The sequence below is a fragment of the Ruegeria sp. AO1 genome (assembly GCF_056535985.1).
The window spans coordinates 3,072,366-3,088,146 of record NZ_JBQFJC010000001.1 but is presented as its reverse complement, the minus strand read 5'-3'; the positions used below and the strand labels follow the sequence as shown (position 1 = coordinate 3,088,146).

Genomic DNA, 15,781 nt, shown 5'->3' with positions numbered 1-15,781 from the left:
CGTATCACTTCAGTGTAGATACGATCTACAGCGACTGGAGGTTCAAGAGGCGACATGAAAGAATATTCCATCGGGCAGATGTCGCGCCGGACGGGTGTGAAGGTGACGACGATCCGCTACTACGAAAGCCGGGGCCTGATACCGGCACCGGCGCGGACGACAGGCGGGCAGAGGCGCTATGATGCAGCGGCGCTCGAACGCCTCGCTTTCCTCCGTCACGCGCGGGAACTGGGCTTCGGGCTCGATGACATCGCCGATCTGATGGCCTTGGCAGAAGCCCCGTCAGAGGATTGCGCACCTGCCCATGAGATCGCACGCAAGCAGCTCGCGGCGGTGGACCGGCGCATGACCATTCTCGCGCAGCTTCGGGAAGAACTGGTGCGGATGGCCAGTGCGGACGATCCAGGCCACGCCGGAGAGTGTCGCGTCATCGAGGTTCTGGGGGATCACCGGCTCTGTATCGGTGCGCATGATCTGCCGGACGGTAGCGCAGACTTATCCGGAAGCTAGGCGAAATTCAGTTGCTTGTGACAACATCGACGGTTTCGTCGAAGGACCGAAAGCCGCCGTTGGCGCAGCCGCAGCGAATGCACGCTTTGTCCGCAAAGTAGACGTTCAAGCAAGTTACAGCGGACGTCCGAATTGCGGACAAACCTGCCGTTGGCCGCAGTGCGGCGCGATTGTTCCTCATGAAAGTCCGCCCTGGGGTCGGAGCAGTCGTTCATCAATTTATGCCGGGTGACTGCTAGGCGGACATAGCTGCCGTCCACTTAGCACAAGGCAATGACCGCTCGCAGTCCAAAGAGGTCACCAAAATGTACTGCGCTAAGTAGGCTCGCGCACAAAACGCAAAGCTGGACTCAGGCAATTTCTTTGAAATCACAATTGACTTTGCAGCGAATGGCTCGGCAAAAACGCAAAAGATCCAGTGTCAAATTTTGATTCAGCTGCTTTTCTCAATAGTGTTGGAAAGCAGAAAATTATTGATCGCAAGTCGCCAATCATAAGGGTTAAGGTTGCAGAATGAAACTCTCGTATCTCCTTCACGGTCACGTAACCCATCAACTTTACTGGCTATCACATTGCGCTTCGCGGCAAGCGCTTCGTCCAGCACAAGTCCGTAAGCCTCCCAACGCGAGGGAATCGCAATGATATCGACGGCTTGATAAGCCTCTGCTGGATCTTTGGCATGACCCCTAAATTCGATGCGCGGGTCACCTTCTGCTAACGCCTCAAGGTATGAACGCTGACTGCCTTCACCAAAGATCAACAAGCGCGCGCCCGGCGTTCGGGTTGACCGAAAGCCCTGGATCAGGATGTCGAACCCTTTCTGCTGTTCAAGCCGCCCGATGGCACCAATTGTGGTCTTTGACTTGGGCGGCATCGTGTTGCTAGACAACTGCTCAAGATCAACGGTCGGAGGAATGACGGTTAGTTTTTCCGAAGCAGCCAGGCGTCGTTCCTTCATCCAATCCGACTGCGCATGGCTGACCGCGACCACCTGATCGAAGAAGGAATAGATCACCCGCAGCATCGCAAAGAACCGGCGCTTGTGCGGGACATTCAGGGCGGTGAATGCCCGGGTGTAGCTGTGTTCGACATGGACCAGTCGCGTGTCCAGATGCATTGCGCGAAGGGCCGAGAACGCGGGCAGGCTTCTCCAACTTGGTACGACGTGGGACACGATGACATCCGCATTCAGTTTGCCCCAAGAAAATGCTGTCCGTTTGACTTTCAACACCTTTTGCTCGACCGCGCCGGACAGATCTGATTGCGCCAAAAGATGGTCGAGCATCCGCATCACGCCACCCGCTGTGGTGTCGTCTACCAGGTGTAGGATCTTTTTCTGTTCCATGATGACCCCTCTCTCAGATCGATTGAAGTTTGGATTTCATTTGTCCCAGCCGGGTGATCGGGCCGGGTCCAAGCGTTTTCAACACAAGGGCCGCGGCGAAGGTGCTGAACGATTTCATAGGTTCCTCAAGCACCGGGCGGAGGCTTTCCTGGACGCTGCGCGCAAACAACTCCCAAGCTGTGTCCTGATCGAGGTTGGTGATGGCCCGCCGCGCCAGATAGCGCAGCTGATAAGCACGGGCCGAGGGTTCGTGCCGGGCAAAGAATTCAGGGTTCAGCGGGCGCAGCTTCGCGACCATCCGCTCCCACGCCTCCAACTGGCGATCCAAAGCCGCCGAAAGCCCGCCTGCGTTGATCCGGTAGTGGGTTAGAAGCCCCGGAACACCTTCGATCTGCCAATCGGTCTTCAACATCAACCGCATCCAGCATTCGATATCTTCGGACTGGCGGAATGTCTCATCGAAGACCCAATCCCGCTGGGTTTCAAAGCTCGGGCGGTAGGCCAGAGCCTCCAGCACCGTCTTTCGAATAACGGCCGCCGATCCATTGCCGATTGGGTTGCGGTTCAGAACATGTGCTGCGGTCACATCCTTCAGGCGGGGTGCTTGTTTGATCCCCATCGCGCACCCCGCCTCGTTGATCAAGGCACTGCCGGAGTAACTAACCCCCACATCCGGTTCGGCCTTGAGATGGTGAATATGAGCCGCCAGCTTTTCGGGCATCCACAGATCGTCGGCGTCGCAAAAGCCGACGAATGCACCACGCGCGGCAGCGATGCCGGTATTTCTGGCCCCCGCCAGCCCGCGATTGGCTTGCTGGACCAGTCGTACGCTTGGGTCGCTTTGGTGTGCGCGGGCAATCTCGGCAGTCGCATCCTGCGATCCATCGTCGACAATGATGATTTCGAAATCTTCATAGGTTTGCGCCTGCAGTGAGGCGAGCGTTTCGGCCAAGGTTGCTTCGGCGTTGTAGGCGGGTACGACGATGGATGCTGTGGGCATGGTGATCTCCTTCAGAATTCTCATGAAAACAACGCGCGTTTGATCGCTTGCGGCAGGATCGGGGCCAGCGCGGCCGCTGCTGCGGTGGGCAGTCCTCGGTGCAGGGGCAGAAGGAAACTGCGCGCATGCAGGCTCAAGCCGTTGCGTGTGTAAGACAGAGCCTGACTCTGATGCCCCAACCGCAGCGCTCGGCGGGCGAGATAGCGCAGATAGATGGCCTCAGACGACCGCGACGGAAACACGCCATATGATGCGGCTGTTTTGACCGCGTAGGCCCGCCCAGCGCGCATTGCGTTCAAGTCCGACGACAAGCCCCGGGCGCTGGTGCGATACCAAACTTGGAACTGATTGACCCCCTTGATGGTGAACCCTTCGCCTGCGAGGCGGATCAACAGCTCCAAGTCTTCGTTATGCACCGTTCTCGTGTCCAACCCGCCGACCGCGTTGAAGACCTCACGGCGGATCGAAAGATTGGACATGGTGCAGACTGGATTCTCAGCCAACAGGTCCTGAGTGGTCAGTGGTGCGTTAGGAACCGTCGAGCATGTCTGAGAATCTCCGGGCCGATCCGTGAAGAACCGGATCTGCCCAAAAACCGCATCCGTTGAGGCGAGTTGGAAGGTTTCGTCTAGCTGCGCCAGCTTGTCTTTGTGCCAAAGATCGTCTGCGTCGCAAAACGCCAGCACGTCCCCCTTGGCCAGTTCGGCCCCATAGTTGCGGGCGGCACTTGGGCCATCAAAGGGGCTGCTTGCGACCCGGATACGGGGGTCTTGCGCGATGTGATCCAGCACGATGGACAGGCACGCGTTTGAGGGACAGTCGCCGATACAGATCGCCTCCCAATTCGTGAAGCTTTGCGTGCGAATGCTGGTCAGCGTGTCGGCAATTGTATCCGCATCTTTGTGAAACGGCACGATGATGGTAAATCGGGTCATTGGAAGCCGAGCCTTTCTGTTGCTTTGTGATCCCGAGGCAGCAGCACCCAAGATGCCGTCAGCATCAGGGCAGCACTGGTCAGCAGGTACCCAATCGCCACTAGCATCAGCCCGAACGGCGACATGATCGCGGTGTTGAGGATCAATGCGAAAGCAAGAGCCGCGCTGACCCGCAGCTCAGTAATCGCGCGATTTTCGGACCGCAGCCAACCGGCCACGGCCGACCAGATGACGCTTGGCAATGCGGCAAGGCACAAGACTGAGACTACCGGTGAAATCTGTTGCCACTCGGCCCCCAGCAGCAGCGGCACATAGACCGGCGCAAGGGCGGCTTGCAGCAAAACCAGCGGGCTCAGCACCAGGAGGGACGTGCCGAGCCCATAACGCAGCGCCTTGGTTTTATCCGGGGCTGCGCAAAGATGTGGGAAAAGAACGACTGAAAAGGCCTGCGTGAACGATGTCGCCAAGCCGAGCCCAGCGTTGAAAGCCATGAAGTAGATGCCAAGGCTCTCGGCCCCCAGCATCGCGCCGACGACAAGCTTGTCGGCCTGCAGACGCAGAACTTTGACGATCTCGACCCCCAGAACGGCCCAGCCGAACCCAACAAAGGGGCGAAGGGCGGCAAATCCTTGTTTGGTGTCCGACGCCCAAGGGCGGAGGCGGCGCATTAGGACCAGCCAGATCGGAGCAGCCAGCAAGCGGGGCAGCACCAAAGCCAGCGGCGAGGCCCAGAGCAGCGCCAGCAGCGCCGCCATGACATTCGCACCAACCACCTGCCCTCCGGCAATGGCGGCGGTCTGCTGCAGCTTGCCCTCACGCATCGCAAGCGCGGCCTGTACTAGACCGGCGGGCATGAACAGGTACTCTCCCGCCAGTATGGCGAGCAGCAGCGCCAGCGCCTCGTGCCCTATCGCGTAGAGGAACGCAGCGATAGCCAGTTGCAGCAAGAACAGCGCCCCGCACCAGACCCAGAAAATACGATGCGCGGTTTTGCAGCGTTGTTCCAGCTCGGCCTGCGGGGCTTGGATGATCCTCTGCCCCACGCCGTTTTCAGTCAACGCCTTCAGGATATCCCCCGCCGCAAGGGCAGCAGCAGCCAGACCGATCGCCTCTGGGCTGAGGCTGCGGGCCACGACGACAACGACCACAAGACGCGAGGCTTTTGCCGCCACTTCGGACACCGCGTAGGCCAGCAAGTGCCGCAAGAAACCGGAATGTGCCAATCGCTGAGTCATGTCGCCAAATGTCCAAAAAACAGTGTTGGGATCAGTTCTAATTGGCCGCGACATCCCTGTCCCAGACGCGGGCGAACAGCAGGAAGAACCATCCGGCGAGCGACCTATCCGAATGGGATAAATGGCAATCCCGATGCCGGTCTGACGCACATCAAGACACTGCTGTAGCTGTGGACGCAGTTCAGGAGAGTTCAAAATGACACGACATTTCAAAGTATTGGTATTGGGAGCCGTCAGTGCGATTGCTCTGTCGGGTTGCAGCAGCATGAAAACCCCGCGCAACATCGAACCCGTCGCAAAAGGCGACAGTTATCAATCGCAGTACCGTGCCCCCTCGCGGCGCCGGGCAAATGGGCCCTTGCTGCAAGCGGAACATATGAATGGGCGCGCCTGTATGCCTCAGACCAGGGATCAGGGCGCAAGCGCCTTTGCCAAATGGTCTCAGCCCGTGCTTAGCGCTCTGCAGGGCGAAAAGCTTTCGCGCAATGACATGGTGCAGATCACCATCGACGGTGATGAGCTTCTCAGCGACACCTATGTTGTGTCCCGCGATGGCGATCTGAAGCTGCCCTACCTGCCGCCGGTGCGCGCGCAGGGCAGAACGACCGAGCAGGTGGAGAGGGATGTCGCCCGCGTTCTGGTGGCGGCGCAGTTCTACGACAACACCCCGCGTGTCACGGCGCGCATCAGCGATTTCGCCTCGGTCACTGTCGGCGTGAAAGGCGCAGTGTTCGAACCCCACTCGGTCGAGATCGGAGGCACTCCCGGCGACGCGCTGGATCGAGGGCGTCAGGGTGTGCTGGGGGCCTCGACCGAGGCGCGCAACTTGTCCGTCGCCATTCGCGCCGCCGGAGGGGTGCGCCCGGATGCGGATCTGTCAGCGGTCGAGCTGCACCGGCAAGGCACGATCTACCGGATGGACCTACGCGGCGTGTTCGAAGGCTCGGACCCGACCGACATTATGCTGCTGACCGGGGATCAGATCGTCGTGAATAGCCGAGGGTGTTTCCAGGATGATTTGATGCGACCCAGCCCGATCAGCCCGCCCGGCGTGACGCTTTATATGTCCAACCTTACGCAACCTGCCACAGGTAACGCAGAGTCGGCCATCGGACGCGACGTACGTGAAGTTCCTTATGGCACGCGCTACCTGCAGGCCGTAGTCGATACCAATTGCGTCGGCGGGGCCAAGACGACCAACGCCAATCGCAGTGCGGTCCTGTTCACCCGCAACCCGATGACGGGGAACTCGATCGTCATTGAACGCAATATCGAAAAGCTGCTGCGACGTGGGGATCGGGATGACTATGACCCCTATGTTCTGCCGGGTGATGCGATTGCCTGCTACGACAGCAAAGTGACCGGCTTGACCGAGGTCGCCCGCGCGGTTGGTATCGTCGGCGCAGCGGCACTGCTAGCCCCCTAAATCAATCCCGAGCGGGCGATGCTTTCGCCCGCTCCCAAGCGGTAGAAACTGCGGCGAGTTTGTCAGTGATGTCTTTGTGTTCTTTGACCGCAGTCTCTACCGCAATTAGAGCCACTCGAAACTCTTCCGCGCCGAAGGTCGCTGCACTGCCAGCCAGTTTGTGACAAACCTGAGCGACTTGGGTCAAATCTGACTGGTCAAAAGCCCCGGTTTCGAGCTGTTCAGCGAACTCATCCCCTTCGGCAATAAACTTGGCATGCAGGCGGGCAAAGACGTCGGGCCCGAGGCTGTCTTGTAACCCTGCCAACTGAGCCAGCTGCGCGTGCTCCAAAATCCGCCCCTCGGTGCGCGTGACCACCGAAAGCGCCTTGCGCAGGGCATCAAGCGAGATCGGTTTGCCGATGAACGCTGTCATACCGACGGCGCGAAAGGTTTCTACCGCGTCTGGCAAGACATTGGCCGACACCGCGATAATCGGCACATCTGCCGACTGCCCCTGACCATTGCGAATATGGCGCGCAGCGGTTGGCCCATCCATCACTGGCATGCTGATATCCATCAGGATCACGTCGAACCTCTGACTGCCGGCCCTGTCGACGCCAATCTGCCCGTTTTCCGCCGTCGTTACACGGTGACCGTCAAGCGCCAGCATGTTGCAGATGACCTCGAGGTTTATCTCGTTGTCTTCGACCACCAACAAGTTCAGAGGGCGAACGGTCTCAGTGTTGATCTTTGCAGCTTCCAACAGTTGGTCGCGTGCTGACGGCTGCAACGGCACCCTCAGCCAGAAAACGCTGCCTTCGCCAAATGTGCTTTCCGCCCCAACCTCACCTCCCATGGCCTGCGCGAACCGACGGGCAATCCCCAAACCAAGCCCGGTTCCTCCGACCGTGCGGCCGATAGAGGGGTCGCTGGTGTAGAAGTCATCAAAAATGGCGTCGATCTCATCCGCGGCGATGCCAACCCCAGTGTCGATCACACGCACTTCGTAGACATGTGCCTTACTCTGATCCGAAGGTTCACATCTTTCGACCTCGATCGACACACGGCCATTTTCGGTAAACTTGATCGCATTACCCACAAGGTTCAGCAGAATTTGCCGCAACCTTTGCGCATCAGTCGCGACATGCGGATAGGCCCCACCCACCCATTGCCAAGAGATTGAGTTGCCGCGCGAGGCCGCATTGCCGCTTTGACCATCCACCAGGTCCTGCAGCATCGCGTTCAGGTCGGTTGGCTCGTGCGCGACTGAAAGCTTTCCGGCCTCGAACCGAGCAATATCCAGCACCGCATCCACATGATTTTGCAGAATCTGGCCCGAGATCTCCATATTGCGGACAAACTGAGACTGCTGTTTGGTCGCGCGTGTATTCTTGAGAAGGGTGAGGTTGCCCAGCAGCCCGTTCAATGGGGTTCTGATCTCATGGCTCATAACAGTCAGAAAATCCGATTTGGCCTTTTCCCCGGCAAGAGCGCGGTCGCGGGCCGAGACAAGCTCTTTCTGATCCGCAACGCTTTGTGAGATATCGCGGACGAAACCGATTACGATTTCCTCGTCCCCGGCCTGGGCGGATTGCAACGCAAGTTCGACGGGAAAGACCTCACCATTCTTGCGCATCGCCTCAAGCTGGACGCGACCTTTGCCGACGACGTGGCGGTCTCCTCCGCTCTGCATCCGCTCCATGCCTTGGTTGTGGGCCTCGCGTAGATGCGAAGGCACAATCAATTCACCGATCGAATGCCCTTTGGCCTCTGCCTCGGAATACCCGAAAATTGCTTGTGCAGCCGCGTTGAACTCCAGCACTGTGCCGGCGGCGTTCACCACGATCACGGCATCCAATGAGGTCGAAAGGATCGTATTCATGCGTCGGTTTGCCTGCTGAATCGCCTGCCCCCGCCGATCAGCTTTGCGGTTGACCACCAAGAGGTATGCGCTGACCGCAGTCAGCGTCAGAAACAACCCACCGGACAAAACGGCCAGTTGAAACAGGCTGAGCGCGGTTTCCTCACGGCGATGATCCGACTGGCTTGCAAAGTACGAGATCGCCGACACCGAAAGCTCTCGCACCTTTGGAGCGATCCCCTGCGCGCCGTCATAGAGATCCGGCAGCCCCGCAATGAGCCCACGATCCCCAGCGTCGATTGTAGGCACCGAGGCCTCCAGATAGGCGGAGACGTCGCTCAGAGGTTCAGCGAACTTCGGGTCACTTCGCAGCGTTTCAAACAGACGCGAGGTGTCCAGAATATCGATACGGCTGTAAAAAAGATCGAAACGACGGCGGATAAGGTCCAGGTTTTCGGTGCTTGCCTCTGCATCCGATACACCAGCCTCTAGCGCGTTGAGGTAGAACAGGAACTCGACCTCGACCTGCGTCAGCGTCCATTGCACGTTGTCTGTCCGGGCTGACTGCCGGTCGCGCAGATCGGATATCACCTTGGCAGACAGCAACACGACCAAAGCTAGGGCACCCAGAACGGCGATGCCGATGAGCCCGAAAGCCCACCGGCGCCGCGAGTGGTTTTGGAAATTTCTTGTCAATGTCTGGCCCGCATCGCCCGCTTCATACTGTTTTGTAACCCCACGCTATTTAACGATTTCCAACCTGTCGAGTTGCCAAATGCTGCGAGAGTAAATCACCTCGGTCTGGTACTTGGTGTCACTGTCGTATGGATATACGATCCATAGCGGACCTTTCTGCCGCCGTGACATCGCCGCACCGTCCATCTCATAGGCGACAATCGGGTCCTGTTCCGAGATCGACTCCACAGGGATCTCAACCGCGTAGTCGTTGATCGCCGTTGCCCGGATCGTCTCGCCTTCTGCTCCGATCCGTTCCAGCAAGACAGAAAGGGGAACGCCGACAAAGCTGGTCTCGCCTTCAGTCCAGATCGTCGAGGTTTCAAAGCTGCGTTGCGGCAGCGCCTGCAACATTTCCATATCGAACTGCGCCGCCCCGTCGGGCCTAGTCTGCACGATGTTGCCTGAAATGGTCAGAATTACCTCTCCTGACGGAGCCGCCAAGTCTTCGGCGTGCGCAGACGTCAGGCAAAAGGTGAACGCCGCTGTGAGGATCGCAAAAAACAGACGCATTTTTAGTCTCCATTTCTTTGACCGTAAGAAACCAGAAAGAGGTCCACAGCGACAGATGGGCATGGGGATACGCACCTATCCGAACGGATAGGTGCCTCGGTCTCATGCAGCAGCAGACAGGAGGTTCATGCGCTGACGCAACATGGATGTGAACCCGTCACGCAACTCAGTCCGTTCCAATGCAAAGACGGTGGTTGCCTCAAGATACCCGGCGACCGATCCGCAATCGAAGCGCTCTCCCTGAAAGGCGAAACCGTGGCATCCGGTGCATTCGATATCCGCGGCGATCGCATCGGTCAGTTGGATTTCATTGCCCGCGCCGGGTGCCAATCCGTTCAGCTGATCGAAAATCGAAGGGTGAAGAAGATACCGCCCGACGATGCCAAACTCGGATGGGGCCTGATCGGCGGAAGGTTTTTCGACCAACCCTTTCAGATGCTGTAACTGCCCTGTCCTATGCTCGATATCGACCACGCCGTAGGCACTGATCCGGTCGGGTGGAACCTCTTCGGTCGCGATCATGTGTCTGCCTTCAAAGTTCTGGACCATTTGCGCCAGGACCGGGCGCTGCGCGTGGATCACATCATCCGGCAGGATCACCGCGAAGGGTTCGTCACCGACAATGTCACGTGCCAGAGAGACTGCATGGCCCAGTCCGCGCGGGCTGTCTTGTTGCATAAAACTGTATGTCTCGTCCTCAAGGTTCGTGCAGCGTAATCGGTTCAGCAGGGTGGTTTTGCCGCCATTCTTCAGTTTGCGCTCCAGCCCCGGGTTCCGCCCAAAATACGTCTCCAGCGCGGATTGGCCGGTTGAGGTGATAAAGATGAATTCATCAATCCCGGCGGCGCGGGCCTCGTCCACCGCATATTGGATCAAGGGACGGTCGATCAGCGGCAACATCTCCTTGGTCACCGATTTGGTGGCGGGCAAAAACCTTGTGCCCAGACCCGCGACCGGGAATACAGCTTTGCGAATACGTGTCATTTCAATGCTCCTAGGTTTGATCAGTAAGCGCCTCTGCCCGAGACGACGGCACGTGCGGTCAATGCGATGAGAAATAGGTTCAGAAGGGGCGAGCGGGCGCGGACATAGGCCGTATCCAGTTCGATCATGCGGTCAAAGCCGATGCCCGCGCGGCCCGAAACCTGCCAGAGGCCAGTGATACCGGGACGCACCTGAAGGCGCTCCAGCGCTTGTTCAGGATATGCGGCAACCTCTTCGGGCAAGGCCGGGCGCGGGCCGACCAGCGACATATCCCCTTTCAGCACGTTGAAGAATTGCGGCAGTTCATCCAGCGAGCACCGGCGCAGAACTTTCCCGACACGGGTGATGCGTGGATCATTTTTGGCTTTGAAGCACACGCCCTCACGATCCGAATGGGTGAGCAGATCCGCACGCCGCGCTTCGGCGTCCTGCGTCATCGAGCGGAACTTGTACATTGTGAAAGGCACCCCGTTTCGGCCGATACGTGCCTGTCGAAAAAAGGCGGGGCCGCGACTGTCCAATCGCACCAATGCGGCGATTGCGGCCATGGGCAGGGCCAGAAGAGACAGCGCGACCACCGCCAAAGTGAGGTCCAGCAGGCGACATGCTGAGACCTTGGGAACAGAATTGTGCGCGGCACGCCCCAGGAATTCGAAATTACCCATTAGATATCTGCGGGCCATGCGACGGGGCTCCATCGCCAACCGCCATGCCCACTCCATCCGGGCGCGTCGAACGATGCGCGGTGCCCGGCGCACGTTGCCAGCCAGGAAATCGAACAAAGCACCCACGCCCAGCGCGATGCGAGGGTTTAGCCGGTGGCGGTTCTGCGTAATCCACAACTCCTGCAGCGGAACACCCATCGCGACCAACAGGATGTCGGCGCCGGACTGGTTGATATCGTCGATCGCCTCATCAACCCGCGCGGCACCTTCATAACCATCGCGCGTACCAGCCACGGCCAAATCGGGGATCATATGCTGCAACCGGGCCGCCGCTGCCTGAGCTGTTCCGGGACGTCCCCCCAACAGGTAGACCGACTGCCCAAGACGCGCCGCCCGTTTCAGCAGTTTGGGCACAAAGTCCGTACCGTTCAGGTTCTCGGCCAGCAGGACACCTTGCAACTTTGCCGCGACCTCTACCCCAATCCCGTCAGGTAGGATCATATCTGCCCGGGCCAATGCTGCTCGATAGGTATGGTTACGGGCCCGTATGTTTGCGCAATGTGCGTTCAGGAAAAATACCGTCCGGCGCGTCCCATCCAGCAGTTTTGAGATCACCTGTCCGGATTGGGCATTCACAATTGGCAAACCTAAAATCGCGGTCTTTTTCAGAGGTAGTATGGGTGTTGGCTGCGCGCCTTTGTACATATCTTGGACTGACAGGAACTGCATGGAACTCTCCGATCAACGATGACAATCTGTGGCTTCAGACTGCCAATGTGATCCTGCAACCGATAGGCGAGCATCCGGAGAGGGATCGGAGAATAGGTCTATTCAAGCGACCCCGCAGCACATAGCGTGGTGGAAACGGCCCGCTGACCTATCCGATTGGATATTCACCTGTCCGTCAGGAAGGCTTCATGCCATGGGTTCAATGATTTATTAACGCATTTGGGTGTGGTTGGGGGCAGACGGAGATTTGAAATGAAAGTTCTTATTGCTGACGACCACGAGCTTATTTTGGACACGCTCGTTGCCTTTATAGATGCCGCAGGCGGTATCGAGGTAGAGACCGCGCCGGATTTCCCAGCCGCGAAAACTCTGATTGAGAACGACGGAGCCTTTGATCTGGTCCTTCTGGACCTGAACATGCCCGGCATGAACGGGTTGGCCGGACTTGAAACCTGCATCGCTTTGGACGGTGCCCAGCATGTGGCCTTGTTTACCGGCGACACCTCGCGCGATCTGGCGCAACGCGCGCTGGAACTTGGCGCGGCCGGTTTCGTCCCAAAGACTCTACCTGCCAAATCCCTGGTTAACGCGATCCGCTTTATGGCGATGGGCGAGCAATACCTTCCTGCGGGTTTCATGAACGCGGAGCAGCCAGAAGACTCCCACCCTATGGCTCAAAAACTCACAGAGCGAGAGCGGCAAGTTCTCAAAGGGCTGACTGAGGGCAAATCCAACAAGGAAATCGCCCGCGATCTGGATCTGTCAGAGCCGACGATCAAACTGCATATGAAGACTTTGTACCGCAAAGTTGGTGTCAGCAATCGAACCCAGGCCGCCTTGGCCGCGCGCGAGGCGGGGTTGTTCTAAGCGTCACTATCCAAAGGGATAGGGGGCGCTCCCAATCCCCTCGGCCCCTAGCCTGCTGAGCGAATGATCGGCGATCAGATGCGGTGTATCACCCTTGCAAGAAAGGGTTTTTCCATGCCGCAACAGATTTCGAACTCCTCTGATTCCACGCGCGACATGCAATTTCTGCATTGGGTGCGCATTTCCCGATCCAATTTCAGATCGCTGGGGTGGCGTCGCATCTTAAAGGGTGGGCGCCTTAGCGATCTAGGCCGCCTGCCCCGTTACGTGGCACTGTTCCTTCTGGGGGCGAGTTGCATCTGGGCCCCGATCAGCGGATATCTGGCAACCGCGCCTGTAAAATACACCTCTCACGCATCGCTGATCCTGCCGGGGTCTGGCGCTTCGGCATCGGTCAATCTGGCCAATATCGGTCAGGCGTCCTCATACGCGAATTCTGCCTTTGCCAACGGCTCGATCAGCCCGACCGAGACATATAAGCGTTTGCTGTCGGCCGATCGCATCCTCGATGCGGCAGCCAAGGCGGTAGAGGCTGACCGAGATGCGTTTGGCAAGCCGCGGGTTCAACTGGTCGATCAAACCAGCCTGATCCATATCGAGCTTCAAGCGGCCTCCCCGGCTGACGCTCAGCAATATGGTGACGCCCTGGTGGCGGCTTTTTTCGCCGAAATTGACGCCCTGCGCGCCGATGAAATTGCCACCCGCGAGGCCAGCAATACGGGCGCGATCGAAGACTACACGCGCGCAATTCAGGCCACGCGGGCCGAAATCAAACAGCTGCAGTCGCAAAGCGGTCTAGTATCAGTCGCGCAATACCAAGAGCAGGTCGCTGCAAATGACCGTGCAAAGCAGGAACTGCAAACGCAGGAGAGCGAGCTGGCACGCCAATCGGAACGTGTCGCCGCGCTTCAAGTCGCGTTGGATCTGCCCTCTGATGCAGCGGCGGCAACGCTGAAACTCTATGCTGATGCGCAGTACCTATCGTTGCTTAAGGACGTGTCGGTGGGGGCTGCAAAGCTGGCGCAAGCTGACGCGACCTATGGACCGCGCCATCCGATCTACGTGAATGCCCAAAACGACTATGAAGGGGCGCGTTCGGTTGCGTTACAACGCGCGTCGCAGGTGACGGGCTTGACGGCCGAGCAGCTCGGTGGACTGGATCGCGCGCCGGAAGGGCAACGGGCGCAGTTGCTCAGCGAGTTGGTGCGCGAGGATGCCTTGCGTGCGGGATTGGAAGAACACGTCGCGACGCTGCGCACACAAGTTCGTCTGGAAACTCTGCGCCTGTCAGACCTCGCCCCCATCGCCGCTGAGCTGGAGGACCGGCAGAGAGATTTCGCAGTAGCAGAAGCCGTATTCGCCTCTGCCATCGCTCGATCCGAGTCGAAAAAAACCGATGTCTACGCCTCCTACCCGTTGATCCAAATGTTGGAAAACCCGTCGCTTCCGACCCGCCCGACTTCACCGAACAAGAAGATCTCGATTGCCGCCGGGATCGCCGCAAGCTCTATGCTGCTGATGGGTTTGGTGCTGGCATGGGTCCGGAACCCGCTGATCTCAAAGCTGCTGAAAGACCAGAGAGAGGCCGCAGTTTGACGCGTGTAGCCCCTCAAACCCCGGCCGAAAAGATCGTCTGGTACACGCTGATCTGGACCTGGCCGTTCTACGGGCTTGGCGCGCTCTATGTTGTCGGTCCGGTGTTAGGTTGGGTGTTGGCTGCGATAGCCGGGTTGTCACTTTACCTCGGCCCGGCGATCCGCTCGGACATGCGCGCAACCGGCCCAGCACCTGCTTTGGTCTGGATCTGGAGCGTTGGCATGCTAGTGATGCTGGTCTCACTTTGGGCAGGCCACGCGGATTGGAATCTCGGCCCCACCAAAACGATCAAATCGAGCATCGGATGGGCCAAGGGTTGGGCGCTGATCCCGTTGTTCATCCTTGCCGGGTCGGTCTTGCCCATCCGACGCGAGGTGCTAGTCAGAGGACAATGCGTACTGGGCCTTTGGACCTTGTGCCTTCTGCCGTTGCTAGTGGTCGCCCCCTATGCCGGTCTGCCACATCTGCTGTTTACGTCTCCGTTGAAAGCAGTGGGCGGCCCGGGGCCTGAGTATTTCTCGGTCTACCTGTATACAATCGACCCCGCCAGCGGCACGCCGCGTTGGCAGTTCTTTGCGCCTTGGTCGCCATTCGCGGCCTTGCTGGGCGTCTGCATGGTCTTGTTTGCTCTCGAAGAAAAGCACCGCAGCTGGAAGGTGATCGGTTTGGCTACCGGAGTTCTGATGATCCTGATGTCCAAGTCCCGTATGGGCTTGGTTGGATTAGTAGTCTGCTCGCTGTCACCCCGCCTTTTGCCGCTTGTCGCCCGCAGCTTGGGATGGCTGTTATTGTCTACAGCCACCACAGCCATAGCCGTTTGGGGCGCAGTCTTTGTCGAGTTCGGCAACCGAGCCCTCTACAGCTTCAGATCCGCGCGCGCCGACAGTACACGCGTACGCGAAACGCTGCAGCGTATTGCGTATGAGCGGTGGCAATCGGATGCTATGATATTCGGGCACGGCACAGTCAGACCCGGAGCGCATCTTGTCGAATACATGCCGATCGGCAGCCATCACACCTGGTACGGGTTGCTATTCGTCAAAGGGTTGACCGGATTTGCCGCGTTTCTCATCCCTTTCCTCGTTCATTTCTGGGTCGTCACCTTGGACGCCATAAAGTCGGAACGCGGGAGGCTGCCGCTCGGGCTGTTGCTCACTGTTCTCCTGCTGACTTTTGGAGAGAACGTCGAAATCCAAACCTATCTCCTCTGGCCGACCTTACTGATGCTCGGATTGCATTTGCGAGAGGTCAAATCAGTGTGTCTGGGAAGCTGATACGCCGCTAGGATTGTTGCGATACCAGCGTAGTGTCAGACGTCATTCTTTTGGGTTGGTTCAATTACCACTCTCGAGAACGAATGGTAGAGATTTTCAGGTGAAGACTTTCATGTTTTCACGG

General features: G+C 58.5%; 13 protein-coding genes. 5 read left to right on the top strand and 8 right to left on the bottom strand.

The window, feature by feature from the left end; translation table 11 throughout:
* Window positions 1-54: 54 nt before the first annotated feature.
* Window positions 55-510, top strand: a complete 456-nt coding sequence (locus ACR3FB_RS15340; RefSeq protein WP_459431251.1) for a MerR family transcriptional regulator — start codon at window positions 55-57, stop codon at window positions 508-510.
* A 433-nt stretch (window positions 511-943) separates the two neighbouring features.
* On the opposite strand, the gene ACR3FB_RS15335 is transcribed toward ACR3FB_RS15340, so the two are convergent.
* From ACR3FB_RS15335 to ACR3FB_RS15320, 4 genes are read right to left on the bottom strand one after another with little or no spacing between them, the layout of a single operon-like run.
* Window positions 944-1,855 carry a glycosyltransferase family 4 protein gene (locus ACR3FB_RS15335; protein WP_480566138.1) on the bottom strand — a complete coding sequence of 304 codons (912 nt, stop codon included), beginning with the start codon at window positions 1,853-1,855 and terminating at the stop codon, window positions 944-946.
* A gap of 13 nt (window positions 1,856-1,868) precedes the next feature.
* A complete protein-coding gene (locus ACR3FB_RS15330; protein ID WP_480566136.1) occupies window positions 1,869-2,855 on the bottom strand; it encodes a glycosyltransferase family 2 protein in 987 nt (328 codons plus the stop codon).
* Between the two features lie 20 nt (window positions 2,856-2,875).
* On the bottom strand, window positions 2,876-3,790 hold the full coding sequence (locus ACR3FB_RS15325) for a glycosyltransferase family 2 protein (protein WP_480566134.1): 915 nt from the start codon (window positions 3,788-3,790) through the stop codon (window positions 2,876-2,878).
* Window positions 3,787-5,025 carry an oligosaccharide flippase family protein gene (locus tag ACR3FB_RS15320; RefSeq protein WP_480566132.1) on the bottom strand — a complete coding sequence of 413 codons (1,239 nt, stop codon included), beginning with the start codon at window positions 5,023-5,025 and terminating at the stop codon, window positions 3,787-3,789. The genes ACR3FB_RS15325 and ACR3FB_RS15320 overlap by 4 nt, the downstream gene beginning before the upstream one ends.
* Window positions 5,026-5,221: 196 nt before the next feature.
* On the opposite strand from ACR3FB_RS15320, the gene ACR3FB_RS15315 reads away from it, so the two are divergent.
* Entirely contained in the window at window positions 5,222-6,451 is a 1,230-nt protein-coding gene (locus tag ACR3FB_RS15315; protein ID WP_480566130.1) for a polysaccharide biosynthesis/export family protein, read from the top strand.
* A gap of 1 nt (window position 6,452) precedes the next feature.
* Here the strand turns inward: ACR3FB_RS15315 and ACR3FB_RS15310 are convergent, their stop codons facing one another.
* The 4 genes from ACR3FB_RS15310 to ACR3FB_RS15295 all read right to left on the bottom strand — a co-directional run bounded on the left by ACR3FB_RS15310 (window position 6,453) and on the right by ACR3FB_RS15295 (window position 11,920).
* A complete protein-coding gene (locus ACR3FB_RS15310) occupies window positions 6,453-8,990 on the bottom strand; it encodes an ATP-binding protein (protein ID WP_480566128.1) in 2,538 nt (845 codons plus the stop codon).
* Window positions 8,991-9,035: 45 nt separating this feature from the next.
* Window positions 9,036-9,542, bottom strand: a complete 507-nt coding sequence (locus tag ACR3FB_RS15305; protein ID WP_480566126.1) for a putative pterin-binding protein — start codon at window positions 9,540-9,542, stop codon at window positions 9,036-9,038.
* 102 nt (window positions 9,543-9,644) lie between these two features.
* On the bottom strand, window positions 9,645-10,526 hold the full coding sequence (locus ACR3FB_RS15300; RefSeq protein WP_480566124.1) for a UTP--glucose-1-phosphate uridylyltransferase: 882 nt from the start codon (window positions 10,524-10,526) through the stop codon (window positions 9,645-9,647).
* A gap of 20 nt (window positions 10,527-10,546) precedes the next feature.
* Entirely contained in the window at window positions 10,547-11,920 is a 1,374-nt protein-coding gene (locus ACR3FB_RS15295; RefSeq protein WP_480566122.1) for a WecB/TagA/CpsF family glycosyltransferase, read from the bottom strand.
* Window positions 11,921-12,172: 252 nt separating this feature from the next.
* On the opposite strand from ACR3FB_RS15295, the gene ACR3FB_RS15290 reads away from it, so the two are divergent.
* The 3 genes from ACR3FB_RS15290 (at window position 12,173) to ACR3FB_RS15280 (ending at window position 15,657) form a co-directional block, all read left to right on the top strand.
* Window positions 12,173-12,787, top strand: a complete 615-nt coding sequence (locus ACR3FB_RS15290; protein ID WP_170350203.1) for a response regulator transcription factor — start codon at window positions 12,173-12,175, stop codon at window positions 12,785-12,787.
* Between the two features lie 114 nt (window positions 12,788-12,901).
* The gene (locus ACR3FB_RS15285; protein ID WP_480566120.1) at window positions 12,902-14,383 is read left to right on the top strand and encodes a GumC family protein; all 1,482 of its coding nucleotides are present in this window, start codon (window positions 12,902-12,904) and stop codon (window positions 14,381-14,383) included.
* Window positions 14,380-15,657 (top strand): O-antigen ligase domain-containing protein, encoded by a 1,278-nt coding sequence (locus tag ACR3FB_RS15280; protein WP_480566118.1) that lies wholly within the window; start codon window positions 14,380-14,382, stop codon window positions 15,655-15,657. Before ACR3FB_RS15285 ends, ACR3FB_RS15280 begins: the two co-directional genes overlap by 4 nt.
* The last annotated feature ends 124 nt before the right edge of the window (window positions 15,658-15,781 follow it).

Excerpts from the sequence above, each read along its gene's own strand:
- ACR3FB_RS15340 (WP_459431251.1), top strand. The coding sequence starts at position 55 with ATGAAAGAATATTCCATCGGGCAGATGTCGCGCCGGACGGGTGTGAAG.
- ACR3FB_RS15335 (WP_480566138.1), bottom strand. The coding sequence starts at position 1,855 with ATGGAACAGAAAAAGATCCTACACCTGGTAGACGACACCACAGCGGGT.
- ACR3FB_RS15330 (WP_480566136.1), bottom strand. The coding sequence starts at position 2,855 with ATGCCCACAGCATCCATCGTCGTACCCGCCTACAACGCCGAAGCAACC.
- ACR3FB_RS15325 (WP_480566134.1), bottom strand. The coding sequence starts at position 3,790 with ATGACCCGATTTACCATCATCGTGCCGTTTCACAAAGATGCGGATACA.
- ACR3FB_RS15320 (WP_480566132.1), bottom strand. The coding sequence starts at position 5,025 with ATGACTCAGCGATTGGCACATTCCGGTTTCTTGCGGCACTTGCTGGCC.
- ACR3FB_RS15315 (WP_480566130.1), top strand. The coding sequence starts at position 5,222 with ATGACACGACATTTCAAAGTATTGGTATTGGGAGCCGTCAGTGCGATT.
- ACR3FB_RS15305 (WP_480566126.1), bottom strand. The coding sequence starts at position 9,542 with ATGCGTCTGTTTTTTGCGATCCTCACAGCGGCGTTCACCTTTTGCCTG.
- ACR3FB_RS15300 (WP_480566124.1), bottom strand. The coding sequence starts at position 10,526 with ATGACACGTATTCGCAAAGCTGTATTCCCGGTCGCGGGTCTGGGCACA.
- ACR3FB_RS15295 (WP_480566122.1), bottom strand. The coding sequence starts at position 11,920 with ATGCAGTTCCTGTCAGTCCAAGATATGTACAAAGGCGCGCAGCCAACA.
- ACR3FB_RS15290 (WP_170350203.1), top strand. The coding sequence starts at position 12,173 with ATGAAAGTTCTTATTGCTGACGACCACGAGCTTATTTTGGACACGCTC.
- ACR3FB_RS15285 (WP_480566120.1), top strand. The coding sequence starts at position 12,902 with ATGCCGCAACAGATTTCGAACTCCTCTGATTCCACGCGCGACATGCAA.